Below are 18,753 nucleotides of genomic sequence, written 5' to 3'. Positions count from 1 at the left end.
ACTAATTTCGTGATCATTTTCTTTTAAAGATCAAGCGAAATATTTTTTCTCTTGAGTATAAAATCACCATATTAGATCTTCAGAATCTCCCTATTCAGGGAATACGTTAGCGCATAGGTTAGTGTCTACTTACAGAATTTTTTCTATCCAAACGTTATCCACAACTTGAGAGAAATCCAAATCTTGAAAGTCACGTCTTTTCGCACTATCTTGTAAGCCAGCTATAGGGGTAACCCAACATATAGTGTTTAACCTTCAAAGTAAGGTAGGTCGGGAACCGCATAAAAAGCTTGCCAATACCATAATAATTCAACGTTGCAGCTTAGAATTCATCTAGTTTAGGGAACGCATTTCGAATGAACGAACAATTGACAGTCACAAAACGTACTGGACAGAAAGAGTCGATCGATCTTGAAAAGATCCACCGAGTGATCACATGGGCAGCAGAAGGCCTTCAAAATGTTTCTGTTTCTCAAGTAGAACTAAAAGCTCATATCCAATTTTACGATGGCATCACCACTTCTGATATTCACGAAACCATCATTAAATCTGCAGCTGACCTTATTTCAGAGCAAAGTCCTGACTATCAATACCTAGCGGCACGTCTAGCGGTATTCCATCTTCGTAAAAAAGCCTACGGTGAATTTGAGCCACCAAAATTATTCGATCATGTTTCAAAACTGGTTGGTATGGGGAAATACGATAAGCATTTATTGGAAGATTATACTGCTGAAGAATTTGCAGTATTAGATAGCTTCATTGATCACAGCCGTGATATGAATTTTTCATACGCAGCGGTAAAACAGCTTGAAGGTAAATACTTTGTTCAAAACCGTGTAACAAAGGAAATTTACGAAAGCGCTCAATTTTTATATATCCTTGTTGCTGCTTGCTTATTTGCCAAATACCCTCAAGAAACACGTTTAGACTACATTAAACGTTTTTACGATGCGGTATCGATGTTTAAGATTTCACTACCAACACCAATTATGTCTGGTGTTCGCACCCCTACTCGTCAATTTAGTTCATGTGTATTAATTGAGTGTGGTGATAGCCTAGATTCAATCAATGCAACAGCAAGTTCTATCGTTCGTTACGTTTCTCAACGAGCAGGTATTGGCATCAATGCTGGTCGTATTCGTGCGCTAGGCTCTGAGATCCGTAACGGTGAAGCTTTCCACACTGGATGCATTCCGTTTTATAAATACTTCCAAACAGCAGTTAAGTGTTGCTCTCAAGGCGGTGTTCGAGGTGGTGCGGCAACTGTTTTCTACCCGATTTGGCACCGTGAAGTTCAATCTCTATTAGTGCTAAAAAATAACCGTGGTGTTGAAGAGAACCGTGTTCGTCACATGGATTACGGTGTACAGCTCAACAAACTTATGTACGCTCGCTTAATCAAAGGCGCAAATATCAGCCTATTCTCTCCATCGGATGTACCTGGGCTATACGATGCATTCTTTGAAGATCAAGCTAAGTTTGAAGAACTTTACGTTAAATATGAAGCAGATGAATCTATCAAACGCGAAACCATTAAAGCTGTTGAACTATTTTCACTGTTAATGCAAGAGCGTGCTTCAACAGGCCGTATCTACATTCAAAACGTCGATCACTGTAATACTCACAGCCCATTCGACCCAAGCGTTGCACCGGTTCGTCAATCTAACTTATGTTTAGAAATTGCTCTTCCAACTAAACCTTTACGTAATGTTGATGATGAAGAAGGCGAAATCGCCCTATGTACTTTATCTGCATTTAACTTAGGTGAAATTAAATCACTTGATGATTTTGCTGAACTATCAGATCTTGTTGTACGCGCATTAGATGCCCTACTCGACTATCAAGACTATCCACTTCCTGCTGCACGTAAAGCAACGATGAACCGCCGTACCCTAGGTGTCGGTGTCATTAACTACGCTTACTACCTTGCGAAAAATGGCGTGAAGTATTCAGATGGTAGTGCAAACGGCTTAACACACCGCACTTTTGAAGCGATCCAATACTACTTGTTAAAAGCATCGGTTGAATTAGCAAAAGAAAAAGGTGCATGTCCATCCTTCAATGAAACGACTTATGCAAAAGGTATTCTGCCAATCGATTCTTATAAGAAAGATTTGGATACTATTTGTGATGAGCCCCTACACCTTGATTGGGAGACACTACGCATTGAAATTACCACTCACGGTTTACGTAACTCTACCTTAACTGCGTTAATGCCATCTGAAACTTCTTCTCAGATTTCAAACGCAACCAATGGTATTGAGCCACCACGTGGATTCGTTTCAGTGAAAGCATCAAAAGATGGGATCTTGAAGCAAGTCGTGCCAGAATATCAAACACTTAAAGACCAATACGAACTGCTATGGCGTATTCCATCAAATGATGGCTATTTACACCTAGTCGGAATTATGCAGAAATTCGTAGATCAATCTATTTCTGCCAACACTAACTACGACCCTAGCGTACAAGCCAATGGTAAAGTACCAATGAAGTTATTGTTGAAAGATCTGCTAACTGCATATAAATACGGCCTTAAAACGCTGTATTACCATAACACTCGTGATGGTGCGAGCGACGATCAAAATGATGCAGCTGCGGTTGTTGAAGATGATGATTGCGCAGGCGGCGGCTGTAAGATCTAATTCAATACTTGAAATAACGTAGCCTGCCCTGTTGCAGGCTGCTTTCATTCAATCACTACCCAAGAAATCGCTCAGTGACAGCTCTTCACATATCACTAGCGCATGGATGGTTCCTAGGCCGTTCATTTAAGAGGTTAACATGGCTTATACAATTTTTAATCAGAAGAAAAATGATCAACTCAAAGAGCCTATGTTCTTTGGCCAATCAGTTAACGTTGCACGTTATGACCAACAAAAATTTGAGATTTTCGAAAAACTAATCGAAAAGCAATTATCGTTCTTTTGGCGTCCTGAAGAAGTAGATGTATCAAGCGACCGTATTGATTACAACAAGTTACCTGATCATGAAAAGCACATTTTCATCAGTAACTTAAAATATCAAACACTGCTTGATTCAATTCAGGGTCGTAGCCCAAATGTTGCCCTACTACCATTAGTGTCTTTACCAGAATTAGAAACGTGGATTGAAACATGGTCATTCTCTGAAACCATTCACTCACGCTCTTACACTCATATTATCCGTAATATCGTAAACGATCCTGGTGCGGTATTTGACGATATCGTTGAAAATGAATTTATTGTTAAACGTGCTCGTGATATTGCACATTATTACGATGAACTGATCCGTTTAACCAATGACTACCATCGTCATGGTGAAGGTACTCATGTTCTAAATGGCGAAACGGTTGAAATCAAACTTCATGATCTGAAAAAGCAACTTTACCTCTGCTTGATGTCTGTAAATGCATTAGAAGCTATCCGTTTCTACGTGAGCTTTGCATGTTCATTTGCTTTTGCAGAACGCGAATTAATGGAAGGCAACGCAAAAATCATCAAACTGATTGCTCGTGATGAAGCTTTACATCTAACGGGTACTCAGCACATGCTAAACATCTTACGTAATGGTCAAGATGATTTTAGCTTTATGCAAATTGCCGAAGAATGTAAGCAAGAATGTTTTGATCTGTTTAAGCAAGCCGCTGAACAAGAAAAAGAATGGGCAGAATACCTATTCAAAGATGGCTCTATGATTGGACTGAATAAAGATATTTTATGCCAATATGTTGAGTACATTACTAACATTCGTATGCAAGCAGTTGGACTTGATGTTGCTTACCCTGAAGCCACCAGCAACCCGATCCCTTGGATCAATGCATGGTTATCATCAGACAACGTACAAGTAGCACCACAAGAAGCGGAAATCAGTTCCTACCTAGTTGGTCAAATTGATAACGAAGTTGGCTCTGATGACTTTGGAGATTTCGAACTGTAATGAAATCACTGCAAATCAATGGGATCACTCAACTGAATATTGACCCACAGCAAACCCTACTCGATGCGATGGAAAAAGCTGGTCTTGAACCTGAGTTTCAATGTCGTGATGGTCACTGTGGTGCTTGTAAATGTGAGTTAGAATCTGGTGAAGTAGAATACATTGGATTTGCTTTGGCTTTTACCCATCCTAAAGAAATTCTGCCTTGCATCTGCAAAGCAAAATCGGATGTGGTACTCAAAAATGTTCGATATCAATCAGTAAAGAAAAGAGCATAATCTTATCTTCACTTTACTAATATAAATAAGAAACGGGCTTGTGAGTAGTTCACAAGCCCGTTTTTTATCTAGTTTCAATTGTCATGATTAAAAATCGTAGCTAATACTCACTGTGGTATAGATTTCATCATTACTCTTATCTGAAGCAACGTCAGTGTTATAAACATATTCAGCATCAAAAACCAAAGCAACATCTCCCACCAAAATGTTCTTTAAATTCGCCCCTAAAGTATAAGTAGTATTCGATTCACCGTAATCCACTTCAGCATCGCCACCAATAGATAAAGTATCTGTCACCTTAGTTTTAACATTTAAGAAGCCATTGGCAATAATATCTTCATTCACTTGGTTTGGATGATCTATATCACTAGGCTGACGCTTGCTATAACGGTAACCAGGACCACCACCGATATTAACTTTCGTCGTTTCAGTATCGACTAATGCCCTTTCAATACCTGCAGTCACCGAATAAACATCACGGTAAGTTTCAAACTGATCATGTTCATATCGGTTATCAACAAACGCTTTATACTTGTCAGCAATTTGATAAGAGAGTTTATAACCTAATTCATACTTATTCGTACCATCTTCGTCTGAATCAGAAGTTTTCGTGTAGTAACTACTACCGGAAAAGTCATGGGTCCATTTCGCTTTTTCATACTTTAACCAACCACCTGTATTAAGAGAAGTCGACGTTGTAGAAGCATTAGAATATAAAAAACCAAGCTTTGCTCCACCGCTAAACTGCCCTTGCTCAGTTGATGTTACATCATCCGAAGCCAGAACTGAGGCAGAAGAAAATAGCAGCGCAAAAGAAGATAGATAAAGAGTTGATTTCATGCGAAGCACCTTTTGTTAAATATGTTCGCACAATATTTAAGATAGATGTCACATTTGTCATGTGAATGTCATGCAATTGAAAATCAATCTCATTTGATGATTTTATCACCAAAGGTTAACCTTCAATAAAAGCCAAACGTTCAAAGTGGCTTAAGGTTGCTAACATACTGATTTGTTGTAAATACCTTCTCACCATATCTAATATCAGAGTAGACAATAATATTTGTTGTGATTTCAATGGGTAGTCTCGCGTAAATGAAACTTGCTGAGCAAAATGATATTCAGCAGAAATCAAAACCAGAGCAATACTTCCATCTTCCATTCTGAAGCTACTAACAACAATATCCGATTGTGTATCCTGACGATATTCATCGGCAATCAGTAACGCATCTTGCAATTCTGATAATGGTTGAGCTTTATTATCAACCACACTCTGTACGAACTGTTCTTGCGCTTTTGCATCAAGTGATAAACTACGAGCAACTTCCCCACCAGTCACTTGTTCTAAGGCAGAGATCTGAGTTTGACTGTGATCGAGTAAATGTCCAACCGCAGCAATTAAAGGCTGGTTAATTGAAAGAGTAAACTCGGCTAACTCACCACTAATAATTTCAATTACTTGTTCGATATTTTGATCTTGATAAGGACTGAATATTTTCACTTCAATAAATGGCATGTAAGAGCGATAACCTAAACTGAATCCATCGGGCAATTTCACCGATTTCAAACGGTCAGCAATACCAGATTCACCTAGGCCAAAAGTATAAACCTTATTGCATTCAAGCCTTTCTACATTGGGAAAACGTTGCTTCAAACGCGGCAATATTTCATCAGTTGTCATGCGCTTGAATTCAAACGGCACTCCGGGAGTAAAAAATACCACCGCATTGTTAAGCTCAATACTAAAACCACAAGCCGTGCCAACTGGGTTATTAAGCATTTCAGCGCCAACAGGCAGCATTGCTTGCTTATCGTTACTTGCCGCCATAGGCCGACCTAGGCGAGCAAAATAGTTAGTCATAATCTCTAACCATTCTTGATTAAGCTCTAACTCTACACCGAGTGCTCTAGCCGCTGCTAATGCGCTGAGATCATCCGTTGTTGGGCCTAGACCGCCATTCACAATAACAACATCACTTTTTAAGCTTAACGCCGTAATTTCGTTTTCTAATTCTTCTAACTGATCACCGACAGTACTGCGATAATGAATAGCAAAACCTTGTTCAAAAAATAACTCTGATAGCCAAGATGCGTTGGTATCAACAATATCACCATGCAAAACCTCTTCGCCCGTACTCAACATTGATACCTTAATCATCCTAATTCCTCTTATGCATTATTTTTTCAATCCACATTGATTATCAATTCAAACACAACTACCCACAATTTAGTAGCTTACATTGAGCAAAAAATAACGACACCTTTAAAATTAACGTGAGTTCACTTTTAAAAACTAGCGTAAATAATTATTCCTCAACACTTTTCGAATTACACCTTGCTCTTTATTTAGCTGTACTAAAATAAATCATATACATTTAATGCTACTTGGTAGGAGATCATTATGGAAAGCCAAACCGTATTCATTGCCAACGTTTCAGGCCAAGCATCCCCAAAGACACTGCAGCATTTAGCGCAGATTACCCATAAACATGGCGGAACTTGGATCGTCAGTAAAATTAATTACCTAGATGAGCAAATCGCCGGATTAGTAAAAATTAAATGTCCTACCGAAAGTGTCAAAGCGATTCAAAAAGCTTTTAAGAATAGTGAAAATCTCACCACTCATTTTGCACCAACACAAGCTGCGAAACATGCCGAAGATGACATTTATGAATTACGATTCGATAGTCAAGAACAATCAGGGATCATTCAAGAACTTACTCACATCTTAGAGCGAGAACGTGCCAATATTTTAAGTATTGATACCCAGCGCTTATTTCTCGCAGGCGAAAATGGCATTAATGCGAATCTATTTACATCACAATTCAGTATCACGATTCCTGAGCAAACCAATATTAAGGATGTAATTGCAGAACTAGAAGCGATCACTCAGGGTACTAGAGTTATTGATGTGACATCTATATTGTCTAAAGAAGAGTAAAAATCAAACGTGACAAAAATGTTAAATATGGCATTCTGGGCTTCTAAAAAAAGGAGAACCAAATGTTACGGACGATTACTCAATTATTCCCGGTATGGGCAATTTTAATATCCATTTTGGCTTATATGCAGCCAACCATTTTTCAACCATTAAAAACTTATATTGTACCTTTATTGGTTGTTATTATGATGTCGATGGGTCTGACATTGAAAGCCAGTGATTTTGCAAATGTCGTTAAGCAAAAATTAGCCGTTACGATTGGCATCATTTTACAATTTACGGTTATGCCCCTTGTCGCACTGCTGATCAGTTATATTCTAGGCTTTAGCCCTGAACTTACGGTTGGTATGGTATTAGTCGGCAGCGTAGCCGGTGGTACATCATCCAATGTAATGTGCTACTTAGCCAAAGGGGATGTGGCACTTTCTATATCTATGACCGCAATTTCAACATTACTAGGCGTGCTTCTTACACCATTTTTATCTGAACTTTTAGCAGGACAAGCCGTTGATGTTCCGGCCGCAGCAATGCTTATGAGTCTAGTGAAAATTGTATTATTGCCAGTGGCAATCGGAATTTTCATTAATCAATTTTTCCATAATGTAACGAAAAAACTTGATTCAATACTCCCTCTAATTTCAATGGCTGCCATTGTCATGATTATTGGTATCGTTATTGCACTCAATGCATCTCAATTTGCCGCTATAGGTCCAATCATTGCACTTGCCGTTGTTCTACATAACGGGTTTGGATTATTAGCAGGATATTGGGGATGTCGTTTATTAGGCTTTAATGAAACTATCTCTCGTACTATTGCGTTTGAAGTAGGCTTACAAAATTCAGGTCTTGCTACTGCCCTTGCTATGAAGTTCTTTACACCAGCAGCCGCTATGCCAGGAACATTATTTTCTCTTTGGCATAATATTTCAGGCTCAATCTTGGCTGGGTACTGGTCAAGAAAAACAGTCCAAGATAATTCATCTTCACCTGTCAACACACAAGCTCAAGTTGAGAAATCATAATCTAGTGCCATTTAGATTATTCTGATTAGCAGTGACAACAAGGACTTCGTTATTTTCAGTGAAGTCCTTTTTCTTAATGCCCTAGTGCTGAAAGATCAAATTCTAACTCGCCGCAATCTAACACAGTAAGCGTCACTTTATTCTTATCCGTACCGGTTAAGTCAATATTGGTACAAGGGCTAAATACGAACCAATCATATTGATAGGCAAGTGAATAGCGAGCCTCCCCCAAGTAAGTTACCTCCATAATTTGAATACCATTATCATTAAGCGCTCTCGGATCAATGTAATCTAAATTGGGGATTAACTGGCGCTCAATTTTATCTTGGTTCTTTATCAGAAAGTCTTTTAATTGATTTGCAAAAACTTCACCGTGAGAAGCGATGACACCGGAATACATAATTTTCATTAGACACTTTCCTTTTGAAGTCTTATATATAGCACCCAAAGTAATTGAAGGTGCAGTGAGGCGACAAGTGAGTGAGGCCTCATGAGCATAGCTCGACTATGTGATTGGGGCGAATGAACGCCGGCAACAAAGCTGCAGCTTCAAGTACGAGGGTATAGCACTCTACCGGAAAGAAAGTAAAAAAGCCGCGATGTCCGTTTGATTTAAGTATTTCACTTAAGAGTATAAACAGGCAGCACAGCTTCGAAATTACGTTCTTTTACTCTTCAATCTATCGGGTTATTTTACCGACCATTGAGACAGGGAACGTTTGAAATCTTGGTAGTCAAATTCATTCAGCTTTTGAATCTCACCATTAGCACGTTGGCAATAAACCGTCGGCATTTTCAGGCCGTTAAACCAGTTTAACTTCACCATGGTGTAACCTGCGCTATCTAAAATATGCAAGCGTTGACCGATTTCTAAAGGCTTATCAAACTTAGCCACACAGAACTGATCCCCCGCTAGGCATGAGCAAGAACCAATCACGTATTCATGTTCGCCATGTTCACAGGCTTCACCAATCGAAGCTGGCTCGTTATAGATTAGCGTATCTAAACGGTGCGCTTCGGTAGCTGAATCGACAATCGCGGTTTTCATGCCATTTTCAACAATATCTACCACGGTAACAACAAGGTCTGTGGTTTGAGTAATGATGGCTTCACCCGGCTCTAGGTAAAGCTGCACGCCATGTTTTTCACCAAAGTGTTTTAATGCTTGAGCAAGCTTCTCAACTTCATAACCCGGCCAAGTAAAGAATACGCCACCGCCTAGGCTAACCCAGTCAAGTTTATCTAGATAAGCGCCAAAACGTTCAGAGATGCTCTCAAGCAAAGAGATAAAATCATCCGCTGATTTATTTTCGCAGTTCATGTGGAACATCACGCCGTCAAGATCATCAAAAATCTCAGCCGACAATTGCCCTTCTTGTATACCTAAACGTGAAAATTGACGGGCTGGATCGGCTAAGTCTTGCCCTGCACGGCTTACACCGGGATTCAAACGCACACCGATTGAGGCTTTGCCTTCCACCAAATGACGATAGGCTTTTAGCTGACTTAAAGAGTTAAAGATCATCTTATCGCAGATATCCGCCACTTCTTTTACGTCATCTTCGCTGTAGCCAACGCTGTATGCGTGCGTCTCACCACCAAAAGTCTCGTGGCCTAACTTCACTTCATACGGGCCACTACTTGTGGTGCCATCTAGGTAAGGTTTAATAATGTCAAACACGCCCCAAGTTGAAAAACACTTCAGCGCTAAGACTAATTTTACGCCGCTCAATTCTTTAAGCTGCTTGGCGATCTCAAGATTGCGGATCAGTTTTGATTCATCAATCATGAAATGAGGAGTAGGAAGATTGTTAGACATAAGTCTCCATACAGTTGCTAGTCCCTAGTTTCTAGTTTCTAGGAAAAAGCAAAGATATACATAATAAAATAAGCAGTAACAAACTAAGTATTACTGCTTATCATTAAAAGGAGCCAGCCCTCTAGGTACTAGAAACTAGGGACTAGGAACCTTCTCTTATTTCAAAATATTAATCTTCGGCTGACCTGGCTCTAGCTCTTGAACATGCCAATCTAGACCGATGCTTGGCATGGTTTCTAGGAAGCCGTCTGGATCAAGTTGTTCCATGTTGAACACGCCTGCTTCATTCCAGTTACCTTTGAAGTACTGAAGAGCGGCTGTGATTGCAGGTACGCCAGTCGTATAAGCAATCGCTTGGTGTTCAACGTCGTGGTAAGCCACTTCGTGATCGGCGTTATTGTAGATAAATACACTACGCTGCTCGCCGCCTTTTTTACCCTGAACCCAAGTACCGATACACGTTTTACCTGTATAACCCGGTGCAAGAGAAGTTGGATCCGGTAGCAATGCTTTCAATACTTTCAGAGGCTCAACCACAGTACCGTCTTGCAGCGTGATTGGATCTGGGCTTAGTAGGCCGATATCTTTCATGCAGTTGAAGTAGTTTAGGTAACGGTCACCAAAGCCCATCCAAAATTCGATACGTTTTGCTGGGATGAACTCTTGCATTGAACGAACTTCATCATGCGCCATTGAGTAAACTTTGTGGCTGCCACAGTTCGGGAAATCGAACTCAAGCATACGAGTATGGCAAGGTACTTGCTTCCAACTGCCCTCTTCCCAGTAGAAAGAATCGCCTTGGATTTCAAGCATGTTGGTTTCTGGGTCAAAGTTAGTTGCAAACTTCTTACCGTGGTCACCGGCATTCACATCCATCACATCAATGGTGTCGATTTCATCAAAAAGATGTTTTACGGCATAAGCGGCAAATACGCTAACCACGCCTGGATCAAAACCTGCACCTAAAATACCTGTAATGCCTGCTTCAGCAAATTTTTCGCGGAATGCCCATTGTGGATCGTAAGCTTCCGGTACTTGCTGACCTTCACTGCATAAATCGACAGCAACCGATGTATCAAGATAAGACACTTTCGCTTGGTAACACGCTTCCATAATGGTCACGTTCACCCATGGAGGACCGGCATTAATCACTAGGTCAGGTTTGACTTCGTTAATCAATGCTACAAGAGAGGCAACATCGTCAGCATCTACAAATCGTGCTTCTAGTTTCTTTGATGGATCTTTAAGGTTATTTTTGCCTTTGATCGACTCGATAATTTTTTCACATTTCGCAATTGTGCGAGACGCTAACGTAATATCACCGAGTACATCATTGTTTTGAGCGGCTTTATGAGCTACAACCCAACCAACGCCACCTGCGCCAATTTGTAAAATAGACATCTCTTCGTCACCTTCCTTTCTTCGTTATCCCCTGCGTACTTGAAGCTGTAGTTTTATTGACTGCGCTCACTACAGCTCCAATTACTTTGGGTATTAGTTCATATAAATAAATTAAATTTCTGTCGTTAAAACTTGAGCTAACTCGTTTACATCATTCAGTAATTTTTCAAAATCACTCAACACTAAGCACGGATTCAAAATCGTGAACTTCAGTGCCGCTTTGCCATCTACGGTGGTTTCGCCCAGTACCGCAACACCACGAACCAATGCTTCAATGCGAATTTGACGGTTTAGGTCATCAAGCGCTTGTTCTGATAAGTTCGGGTTGCTGTAACGCATCAATACCGTCGATAAAGCTGGTGGAGCCAATAGCTCAAACGCTGCATTATTGGCAACCATTTGCGCCACTTCGTGCGTTTGTTCAATCAGATGATCGTACATTTCACCTAACGCTTTAGTGCCGACACTTTGCATGGTCATGAACACTTTTAGTGCATCAAAACGACGCGTTGTCGCCATTGATTTATCCACTAGGTTTGGCAGCTCATCTGTTTCACGGTTTAAGTAATCCGCATGATGCAATAAGTACTTAAAGTTCGCTTTATCTTTCACCAATACCGCACCGCAGCTGATTGGTTGATAGAACAACTTATGGAAATCCACACTGATCGATGAAGCACGCTCAATACCTGCTAAACGGCTCTTATGGCTACTTAAGATCAATGCGCCGCCGTAGGCACCATCAACATGGAACCAAATATCGTGCGCTAGAGCTAAATCAGCCAATGTGTTCAAATCATCAATTGCACCGTGATCAGTAGTACCTGCTGTACCGACCATCGCAAAAGGAATTAAGCCTTCTGCTTTCAGTTGATTCAAAGTATCAGCCATCGCATCCGTGTTGATTGTGCCGTCGTTATGCGTATCGACACACACCACTGCCGCTTCACCTAAGCCCATTAACGAGGCAGTTTTTTGCACCGTAAAGTGGGATTTTTTCGAACACACAATACGAAGCTTGTCTGCATAGTCAGGCAAGCCTAGTTTTTGAATCGAGTGTTGGCTCAGTTTGTCTGCAATCCAATCACGCGCCAGCAACAAGCCCATTTGGTTACTTTGAGTACCACCACTGGTGAACACGCCATCTGCGTTATCGCCCATGTTGTAGCGCTCACAGAGCCAATCGACTACACGTTGCTCAACATAAGTCGCTGCTGATGCTTGATCCCATGAATCCATTGATTGGTTCAAAGATGCAATCATAGCTTCAGCTGCAATCGCTGGCACAAGCGGTGGCGTGTGTAGATGCGCAATACAATTTGGGTGCTGAACAAAAATTGAGTTCTTCGCCACCAAGTTTGTGGTGCTATTAATCACTTGCTGTAAATCGCTGTTGCTTGAATCTAAGTTCACCGCTTCAATTTGTGCTTTTAGAAGCTGTGGATCCATACCTGAATACGGTTTATCTACCGCTTCAAATACCGCTTTCATCGCTTGGGTAGTTTGGTTCATCGCCTTTTCAAAACTGTCTGCACCTTTTGTGCCAGTTTGAATAAAGTGTTGCTGCCAACCTTTTTGCTCAACCGATTGTTGCTCTGCTTTTTGCTTCTCAGGGTCGATACCACCGCCTGCCGCAATGATCGCCGCTTTCAATGTCTTCAATGCAAAATCAAGCTGTTCAAAGCTAATGATAACCGGCGGTAAGAAACGCAATACCGAACCGTCACGGCCACCTTTTTCAATCATCAAACCACGCTCTAATGCTGCACGTTGAATCTTCAGTGTCAGTGCAGAAGCCGACGCTGGCTCACCAAACTTATTCAATTCACCGTTCGGTTGAACGATTTCCAAACCAAGCATTAAGCCCTTACCACGAACTTCGGCAATGCAACCTACTTCTTTTTGTAGTTGCTCTAAGCCTTCACGTAAGTATTGGCCGGCCACTTTAGCGTGTTCAACCAAGTTATCACGTTGAATGATTTCTAATGCTTTGGCACCGGACACCATCGCCAATTGGTTACCACGAAAAGTGCCGGTGTGCTCACCTGGATTCCAAGTATCGATGTCTTTGTTGAAGACCAAAATCGACATAGGCAACCCACCACCAATCGCTTTAGATAAGCAAAGGATATCTGGTGAAATGCCCGACTCTTCAAAGGCAAAGTTATAACCGGTTTTACCTACGCCACATTGGATCTCATCAAAAATTAATAAGATGCCGTGCTCTGCCGTAATACGACGTAATTCACGTAACCAGAATGCAGGTGCTGGGATCACACCACCTTCACCTTGAACCGGTTCAACAATGATCGCCGCCGGTTTTTGAATGCCACTTTCATCGTCGTTTAGCATACGTTCGATATAGCGAATATTTTGACGAGCACCCTCTTCGCCACCAATACCAAATGGGCAACGTAAGCTGTATGGAAACGGCATAAAATGCACATCTGACATCAAACCTGTACGGCGCGCTTTAGTGCCTAAGTTGCCCATCATGCCCATAGTCCCGTTCGTCATTCCATGGTACGCACCACGAAAAGCGATCATGGTATTACGGCCAGTGGTTTGCTTAGCCAGCTTGATGGCAGCTTCTACTGCATCTGCGCCAGAAGGGCCACAGAATTGGATCACCGAGTTTTTCGCAAAATCAGCAGGTAAAAACGATTTTACTTGCTTAATAAAACGGTCTTTTGCCGGCGTGGTGATATCCAGCGTTTGATATGGTAAACCACTATCAAGCTGTTCTTTCAATGCTTGGTTAATTTCTGGATGGTTGTAACCCAGAACAAGCGTGCCTGCCCCAGCTAAACAATCTAAAAATAACTGGCCACGAGTATCTTCAACCAGAGCACCGTATGCGCGTTTAATCGCAATCGGTAATCGACGTGGATAAGAACGAACTGCAGATTCATGCTGTTCTTGATCAAGCAATACTTGGTCAAGAGCAAGATCATAAACACCCTCAACATAAGGAATGTTGGTGGTAAATGGTGTTTGAGCTTGGTTTAGCTCAAAGTCAAACGCAGTGGTCATTGATAAACCCTTAAACGGTATTTACTCAAAAAATTTGAATGACAGACATCAACAACAACGCTGTAATTTCAAAGACAAAGAGTATTGATATTTAATACTGACTGAATTACCAGCCAAACCGACTTCAATGAAATAAGCCATTAGTTCAAATTGAAGACACTAAACACAGCCCTTGCTTACAAATAAAATTGCAAACAATAGGCTAGAAATGCAAAAAGCAAGTCAGAGATTAGCGAATAGAACTCAAGGTTCAGTTATATTTGAACTTCGTCTGCTTAGTGGAGTACAAGTATAAGAATTTAAACTTGTAATATGAGATCGCTTCATAGTGCGCAAGAAGGCCACAATTGAACGATTAAGATGAGTAAAGCTGATTTTTAAAATCTGGATTAATGTTTTCAAAGTTGGGCTTCCTATAACAATGCGGGTGTTTATCGCATCGGTTCCCGTCTACTGATTAACGCGTTGTTAACAGTACCTACTCATACGTAATGGCACAATCAGCTTGAATGTCCTTACGCGTATCCCCCTAAGGTAAATCTATCGTTAGTATTAACGATAACCTTGAGATTGTGGCGGAAAATAACACAGAAATTATTTTCAACGCAAACAATTTTTATCACACATAATAAAGGGAGAATAAAATAAATTATCCTCCCTTTCATAACAAACGATAAACAATTGTTTTCTAAGTCATCATGACTTTTTAACCTTATACATTGCTTGAATTTCTTTTTTGTATTTTTCGTAAATCTTTTTACGACGTAATTTCAATGTTGGTGTGATCAGGCCGTCTTCAATCGAAAACTCTTTTGGCAATAAGGTAAACTTTTTAATTTTTTCAAAGCCTGCTAATTCTTTTTGAAGATGCTTTAAACGTTGTTCAAAATGCTCAACTACATGGCTATGCTTTAATAACTCTATCGGTGATTCATAATGAATACCTTTCTCTTTTGCCCAAGCATCGAGTGACTCAAACGCAGGAACAATCAATGCAGTTACATAATTTTTTGTATCGGCAACAATAGCCACTTGCTCAATAAAAGAACAGGTTCCAACTTTACCTTCCACCCTCTGCGGCGCAATATATTTACCATTTGAAGTTTTCATTAACTCTTTAATACGGTCGGTAATATACAAGTTACCATCTTCATCAAATTGCCCTGCATCGCCCGTTTTCAACCAACCATTTTCAAACGTTTCTGCAGTATCTTCAGGACGATTGTAATAACCTTTCATGACAATATCACCACGAACCAAAATTTCGTTATCTTTTCCGAGTTTTACTTCTGTTTGACTTAGCGGTTGTCCATTCGATCCCGTCACGCGATTTGAGATAGTATTACACGTCACGGTTGCTGTGGTTTCTGTCATCCCATAACCACATAACACTGGTACATTGATCGCATGGAAAAAACCTGCCACATCTGCATCTAATGCTGCGCCACCACAAGGCATAAATTTCAAACGTCCACCAAGCGCATTTTGCAACTTACTAAAGACTAATTTAGTTGCTAAGGTATTTTGCCACTCAAGAAGAACACTTGATGTACGGCGGCCTTGGCTTACTTCAAACTGCTTCATACCTACTTTCATCGCCCAAGCAAAGATTAGTTGCTTAACTTTACTACCCTTCGTCACTTGCTCTTGAATAGCGCTGTACACTTTTTCTAAAAATCTTGGTACCACACAAAGAGTATTAGGCTTTGTTACACTGATCGCTTGCTTAACACGGTTGGTATCTTGCAAGTAAACGTTCTTACCACCACGCGCTAAAACATAAAATGACCAACTACGTTCAAACACATGACTTAAGGGTAAAAATGCAAGAGAAGTATCACCTTCAGTAAAGCCTAAAACTTCATCGTGTTGAAAGATCGTAGAAGCAAAATTACGGTAGTCCAGCATCACTCCTTTCGGGTCGCCAGTTGTTCCAGAGGTATAAATAAGAGTAACCAAATCATCTAACTGAGCTTTCTCTACCCGCAGTACTAATTCTTCATCTTGTTTTGATGCAACCGGATACTCATCAGTCAATAACTCATCAAGGTGCCAATGGTTTGGACGAGCTTTTAATGTTACCGAACCATCAAACACAATCACCGATTCAAGATTGGGTAAATTATCCTGTAACTCACATGCCATTTGATACTGCTGATCATCATTCACAAACAGCACTTTAGCTTCGGCGTCATTTAAAATAAATTGCGCTTGTTCGAGCGTACTTGTTGGATAAATAGGAACAATTACCGCCCTAGCCTTTAAACTAGCTAAATCAGCACACGTCCACTGCGGGCAATTTTGTGCAAGAATGGCACATTTATCTTGGACTGATACACCAAGCTTTATTAGTGCTTTTGCCAGTTTATCGGTCTGTTCTTCAAGCTTCTGCCAAGTTACAAGGTTCCATGGAGCTTGAATTTCAAAACCTTCCAACGCAATTTTATCTGCGCGTTGTTGAGCTTGGTGTTTAAACAAACGAATAAGATGATAAGCATCAAGAGACATAAATAGATTCCAGTTGAGCGTACAGGTGTTTCGATTTGGCGCAATATTACCCTATAAAAAGAAAAAAGCGAAACAGTTGTAAGCTCAAAGAACACAAATGAGGAAAATAATTTAATACAAACAAAAGGCTTTATGGATGGCAATCTTACGCCAAAATGCAAAAAGCCCCGATCACTTCTGATCGGGGCTTTCTTATTTGGAGCGACACACGAGGTTCCCTGCTTTATGGACTAGGCGTGACCTCAACCTTGGCAAGGTTACACTCTACCAACTGAGTTAGTATCCAGTGCAGAGCCCGAACCTCGAAATCACAAATCCTTAAACGTAAAAAAGCCCGTTCATTTCTGAACGAGCTTTCTTGTTTGGAGCGACACACGAGGTTCCCTGCTTTTATGAACTAGGCGTGACCTCAACCTTGGCAAGGTTGCGCTCTATCAGCTACACTAATTTCGTTCAAAGATCTCGAACCTCGAAATTGACACATCTATAAATGCAAAAAGCCCCGACCACTTCTGATCGGGGCTTTCTTATTTGGAGCGACACACGAGGTTCGAACTCGTGACCTCAACCTTGGCAAGGTTGCGCTCTACCAGCTGAGCTAGTGTCGCATTTGCTACATAATATGTAGACTTTATAGATGGTGCCCCGGGCCGGACTTGAACCGGCACAGCGCGAACGCCGAGGGATTTTAAATCCCTTGTGTCTACCAATTCCACCACCAGGGCACGCAATTCTTTATTGCGATGCCATAACTGAAACGTTAGAACACCATCTGATATCGATTATGACAATCCATATCGCAAAATTTGGAGCGACACACGAGGTTCGAACTCGTGACCTCAACCTTGGCAAGGTTGCGCTCTACCAGCTGAGCTAGTGTCGCTTTATCTCAATGTTAGCAAGATAATGGAGGCGCCTCCCGGAGTCGAACCGAGGTCCACGGATTTGCAATCCGCTGCATAGCCACTCTGCCAAGGCGCCTTACCTTGCAAAGAACTTAACTCTTTCGAATTATGTCGCGTTCCTCTTGAGTACGGGATGGCATTTTACGGATTAAGCCAAGCACGTCAACACTATTTTTCGATTTTTAAATCGTTTGTCTATTTTGCAGTCAAAAACCGTTATATCGCACATTTTAACGCCTAATTTTGTCTATATTTTTGTCAGAAAATTGAGACAAATTTTTATCTACCTAAACCAAAAAGCCCTGCATAATCTTTCTTAAGAGTATGCAGGGCTCAGATAATTCAATTTTCAAGTGACTTAATTAATCGCCCTCGCTCGCGAGTAGATCCCCTTTGGCCGCTTTCAAATATTGATACATCGACCAATACGTCAGAGCTGTCGCAATATATAAGGTGATATAACCTAGCCATACCATCCAATCATCATAACGCCAGATCAGCACCCAAAGTGCAAACATTTGCGATAATGTCTTCCATTTGCCAATCCAAGAAACTGCAACGCTGGCTCGCTTGCCAATCTCTGCCATCCACTCACGTAGTGCTGAAATAATAATTTCACGCGCAATCATGGTCGCAGCCGGAATGGTAATCCAAATGGTATGATAATGTTCGGTAATAAGAATAAGTGTTGCGGCAACCATTACTTTATCGGCAACAGGGTCTAAAAAAGCGCCAAAACGAGACGTTTGACCTAATTTTCTTGCTAACACTCCATCGAGCCAATCGGTAAACCCTGCAACCCAAAACACCATTGCAGCAGCAAAAGGCGCCCATGCATAAGGTAGATAGAAAACTGCAACGAAAACAGGAATTAACGCAAGTCGAAGTAAAGTTAAAATGTTTGGTATTGTAAATCGCATAATTACGTCTC

Annotated in this window: 13 protein-coding genes and 4 tRNA genes; 5 read left to right on the top strand and 12 right to left on the bottom strand. The window is 40.9% G+C overall.

Annotated elements, in window-relative coordinates; all coding sequences use genetic code 11:
* Positions 1-356 precede the first annotated feature (356 nt).
* The 3 genes from nrdA to yfaE all read left to right on the top strand — a co-directional run bounded on the left by nrdA (position 357) and on the right by yfaE (position 4,193).
* Positions 357-2,642 (top strand): class 1a ribonucleoside-diphosphate reductase subunit alpha, encoded by a 2,286-nt coding sequence (gene nrdA, locus QQJ93_RS07215; protein ID WP_089122839.1) that lies wholly within the window; start codon positions 357-359, stop codon positions 2,640-2,642.
* Positions 2,643-2,781: 139 nt separating this feature from the next.
* Positions 2,782-3,915: a class Ia ribonucleoside-diphosphate reductase subunit beta gene (gene nrdB / locus QQJ93_RS07210; protein WP_089122838.1), complete on the top strand. Its 1,134-nt coding sequence runs from the start codon at positions 2,782-2,784 to the stop codon at positions 3,913-3,915.
* Positions 3,915-4,193 (top strand): class I ribonucleotide reductase maintenance protein YfaE, encoded by a 279-nt coding sequence (gene yfaE, locus QQJ93_RS07205; RefSeq protein ID WP_089122837.1) that lies wholly within the window; start codon positions 3,915-3,917, stop codon positions 4,191-4,193. Before nrdB ends, yfaE begins: the two co-directional genes overlap by 1 nt.
* Positions 4,194-4,280: 87 nt before the next feature.
* Here the strand turns inward: yfaE and QQJ93_RS07200 are convergent, their stop codons facing one another.
* Together QQJ93_RS07200 and QQJ93_RS07195 are read right to left on the bottom strand one after the other, a co-directional pair.
* On the bottom strand, positions 4,281-5,033 hold the full coding sequence (locus QQJ93_RS07200) for a DUF481 domain-containing protein (RefSeq protein WP_089122836.1): 753 nt from the start codon (positions 5,031-5,033) through the stop codon (positions 4,281-4,283).
* 115 nt (positions 5,034-5,148) lie between these two features.
* Positions 5,149-6,351: a CinA family nicotinamide mononucleotide deamidase-related protein gene (locus tag QQJ93_RS07195; protein ID WP_089122835.1), complete on the bottom strand. Its 1,203-nt coding sequence runs from the start codon at positions 6,349-6,351 to the stop codon at positions 5,149-5,151.
* 243 nt (positions 6,352-6,594) lie between these two features.
* On the opposite strand from QQJ93_RS07195, the gene QQJ93_RS07190 reads away from it, so the two are divergent.
* Positions 6,595-7,134, top strand: a complete 540-nt coding sequence (locus QQJ93_RS07190; RefSeq protein ID WP_089122834.1) for a glycine cleavage system transcriptional repressor — start codon at positions 6,595-6,597, stop codon at positions 7,132-7,134.
* A gap of 62 nt (positions 7,135-7,196) precedes the next feature.
* Positions 7,197-8,156 (top strand): bile acid:sodium symporter family protein, encoded by a 960-nt coding sequence (locus QQJ93_RS07185; RefSeq protein WP_089122833.1) that lies wholly within the window; start codon positions 7,197-7,199, stop codon positions 8,154-8,156.
* 73 nt (positions 8,157-8,229) lie between these two features.
* Here the strand turns inward: QQJ93_RS07185 and QQJ93_RS07180 are convergent, their stop codons facing one another.
* From QQJ93_RS07180 to pgsA, 10 genes are all read right to left on the bottom strand, one after another.
* Complete coding sequence (locus tag QQJ93_RS07180) at positions 8,230-8,565, bottom strand: hypothetical protein (protein WP_089122832.1); 336 nt, start codon at positions 8,563-8,565, stop codon at positions 8,230-8,232.
* Between the two features lie 279 nt (positions 8,566-8,844).
* Positions 8,845-9,975, bottom strand: coding sequence for a carboxynorspermidine decarboxylase (gene nspC / locus QQJ93_RS07175; RefSeq protein WP_089122831.1), 1,131 nt, complete (start codon positions 9,973-9,975; stop codon positions 8,845-8,847).
* Positions 9,976-10,131: 156 nt separating this feature from the next.
* Positions 10,132-11,376 (bottom strand): carboxynorspermidine synthase, encoded by a 1,245-nt coding sequence (locus QQJ93_RS07170; RefSeq protein WP_089122830.1) that lies wholly within the window; start codon positions 11,374-11,376, stop codon positions 10,132-10,134.
* A 111-nt stretch (positions 11,377-11,487) separates the two neighbouring features.
* Positions 11,488-14,409, bottom strand: coding sequence for a pyridoxal phosphate-dependent class III aminotransferase (locus tag QQJ93_RS07165; protein ID WP_089122829.1), 2,922 nt, complete (start codon positions 14,407-14,409; stop codon positions 11,488-11,490).
* Positions 14,410-15,105: 696 nt separating this feature from the next.
* Complete coding sequence (locus QQJ93_RS07160; RefSeq protein WP_089122828.1) at positions 15,106-16,917, bottom strand: AMP-dependent synthetase/ligase; 1,812 nt, start codon at positions 16,915-16,917, stop codon at positions 15,106-15,108.
* Between the two features lie 532 nt (positions 16,918-17,449).
* Positions 17,450-17,525, bottom strand: a tRNA-Gly gene (locus QQJ93_RS07155).
* Between the two features lie 30 nt (positions 17,526-17,555).
* Positions 17,556-17,642: transfer RNA gene (locus QQJ93_RS07150), tRNA-Leu, on the bottom strand.
* An 82-nt stretch (positions 17,643-17,724) separates the two neighbouring features.
* Positions 17,725-17,800 (bottom strand) — tRNA-Gly (locus QQJ93_RS07145).
* Between the two features lie 24 nt (positions 17,801-17,824).
* A tRNA-Cys gene (locus QQJ93_RS07140) sits at positions 17,825-17,898 on the bottom strand.
* A gap of 286 nt (positions 17,899-18,184) precedes the next feature.
* Complete coding sequence (gene pgsA / locus QQJ93_RS07135; protein ID WP_089122827.1) at positions 18,185-18,742, bottom strand: CDP-diacylglycerol--glycerol-3-phosphate 3-phosphatidyltransferase; 558 nt, start codon at positions 18,740-18,742, stop codon at positions 18,185-18,187.
* Positions 18,743-18,753: the final 11 nt, after the last annotated feature.

The sequence above is a fragment of the Vibrio algivorus genome, from assembly GCF_030161215.1.
In the GTDB taxonomy this organism is placed as follows: Bacteria; Pseudomonadota; Gammaproteobacteria; order Enterobacterales; family Vibrionaceae; genus Vibrio; species Vibrio algivorus.
The sequence above is the reverse complement of the archived record's forward strand: the minus strand, read 5'-3'. Positions and strand labels throughout refer to the sequence as shown.

Excerpts from the sequence above, each read along its gene's own strand:
- nrdA (WP_089122839.1), top strand. The coding sequence starts at position 357 with ATGAACGAACAATTGACAGTCACAAAACGTACTGGACAGAAAGAGTCG.
- nrdB (WP_089122838.1), top strand. The coding sequence starts at position 2,782 with ATGGCTTATACAATTTTTAATCAGAAGAAAAATGATCAACTCAAAGAG.
- yfaE (WP_089122837.1), top strand. The coding sequence starts at position 3,915 with ATGAAATCACTGCAAATCAATGGGATCACTCAACTGAATATTGACCCA.
- QQJ93_RS07200 (WP_089122836.1), bottom strand. The coding sequence starts at position 5,033 with ATGAAATCAACTCTTTATCTATCTTCTTTTGCGCTGCTATTTTCTTCT.
- QQJ93_RS07195 (WP_089122835.1), bottom strand. The coding sequence starts at position 6,351 with ATGATTAAGGTATCAATGTTGAGTACGGGCGAAGAGGTTTTGCATGGT.
- QQJ93_RS07190 (WP_089122834.1), top strand. The coding sequence starts at position 6,595 with ATGGAAAGCCAAACCGTATTCATTGCCAACGTTTCAGGCCAAGCATCC.
- QQJ93_RS07185 (WP_089122833.1), top strand. The coding sequence starts at position 7,197 with ATGTTACGGACGATTACTCAATTATTCCCGGTATGGGCAATTTTAATA.
- QQJ93_RS07180 (WP_089122832.1), bottom strand. The coding sequence starts at position 8,565 with ATGAAAATTATGTATTCCGGTGTCATCGCTTCTCACGGTGAAGTTTTT.
- nspC (WP_089122831.1), bottom strand. The coding sequence starts at position 9,975 with ATGTCTAACAATCTTCCTACTCCTCATTTCATGATTGATGAATCAAAA.
- QQJ93_RS07170 (WP_089122830.1), bottom strand. The coding sequence starts at position 11,376 with ATGTCTATTTTACAAATTGGCGCAGGTGGCGTTGGTTGGGTTGTAGCT.
- QQJ93_RS07165 (WP_089122829.1), bottom strand. The coding sequence starts at position 14,409 with ATGACCACTGCGTTTGACTTTGAGCTAAACCAAGCTCAAACACCATTT.
- QQJ93_RS07160 (WP_089122828.1), bottom strand. The coding sequence starts at position 16,917 with ATGTCTCTTGATGCTTATCATCTTATTCGTTTGTTTAAACACCAAGCT.
- pgsA (WP_089122827.1), bottom strand. The coding sequence starts at position 18,742 with ATGCGATTTACAATACCAAACATTTTAACTTTACTTCGACTTGCGTTA.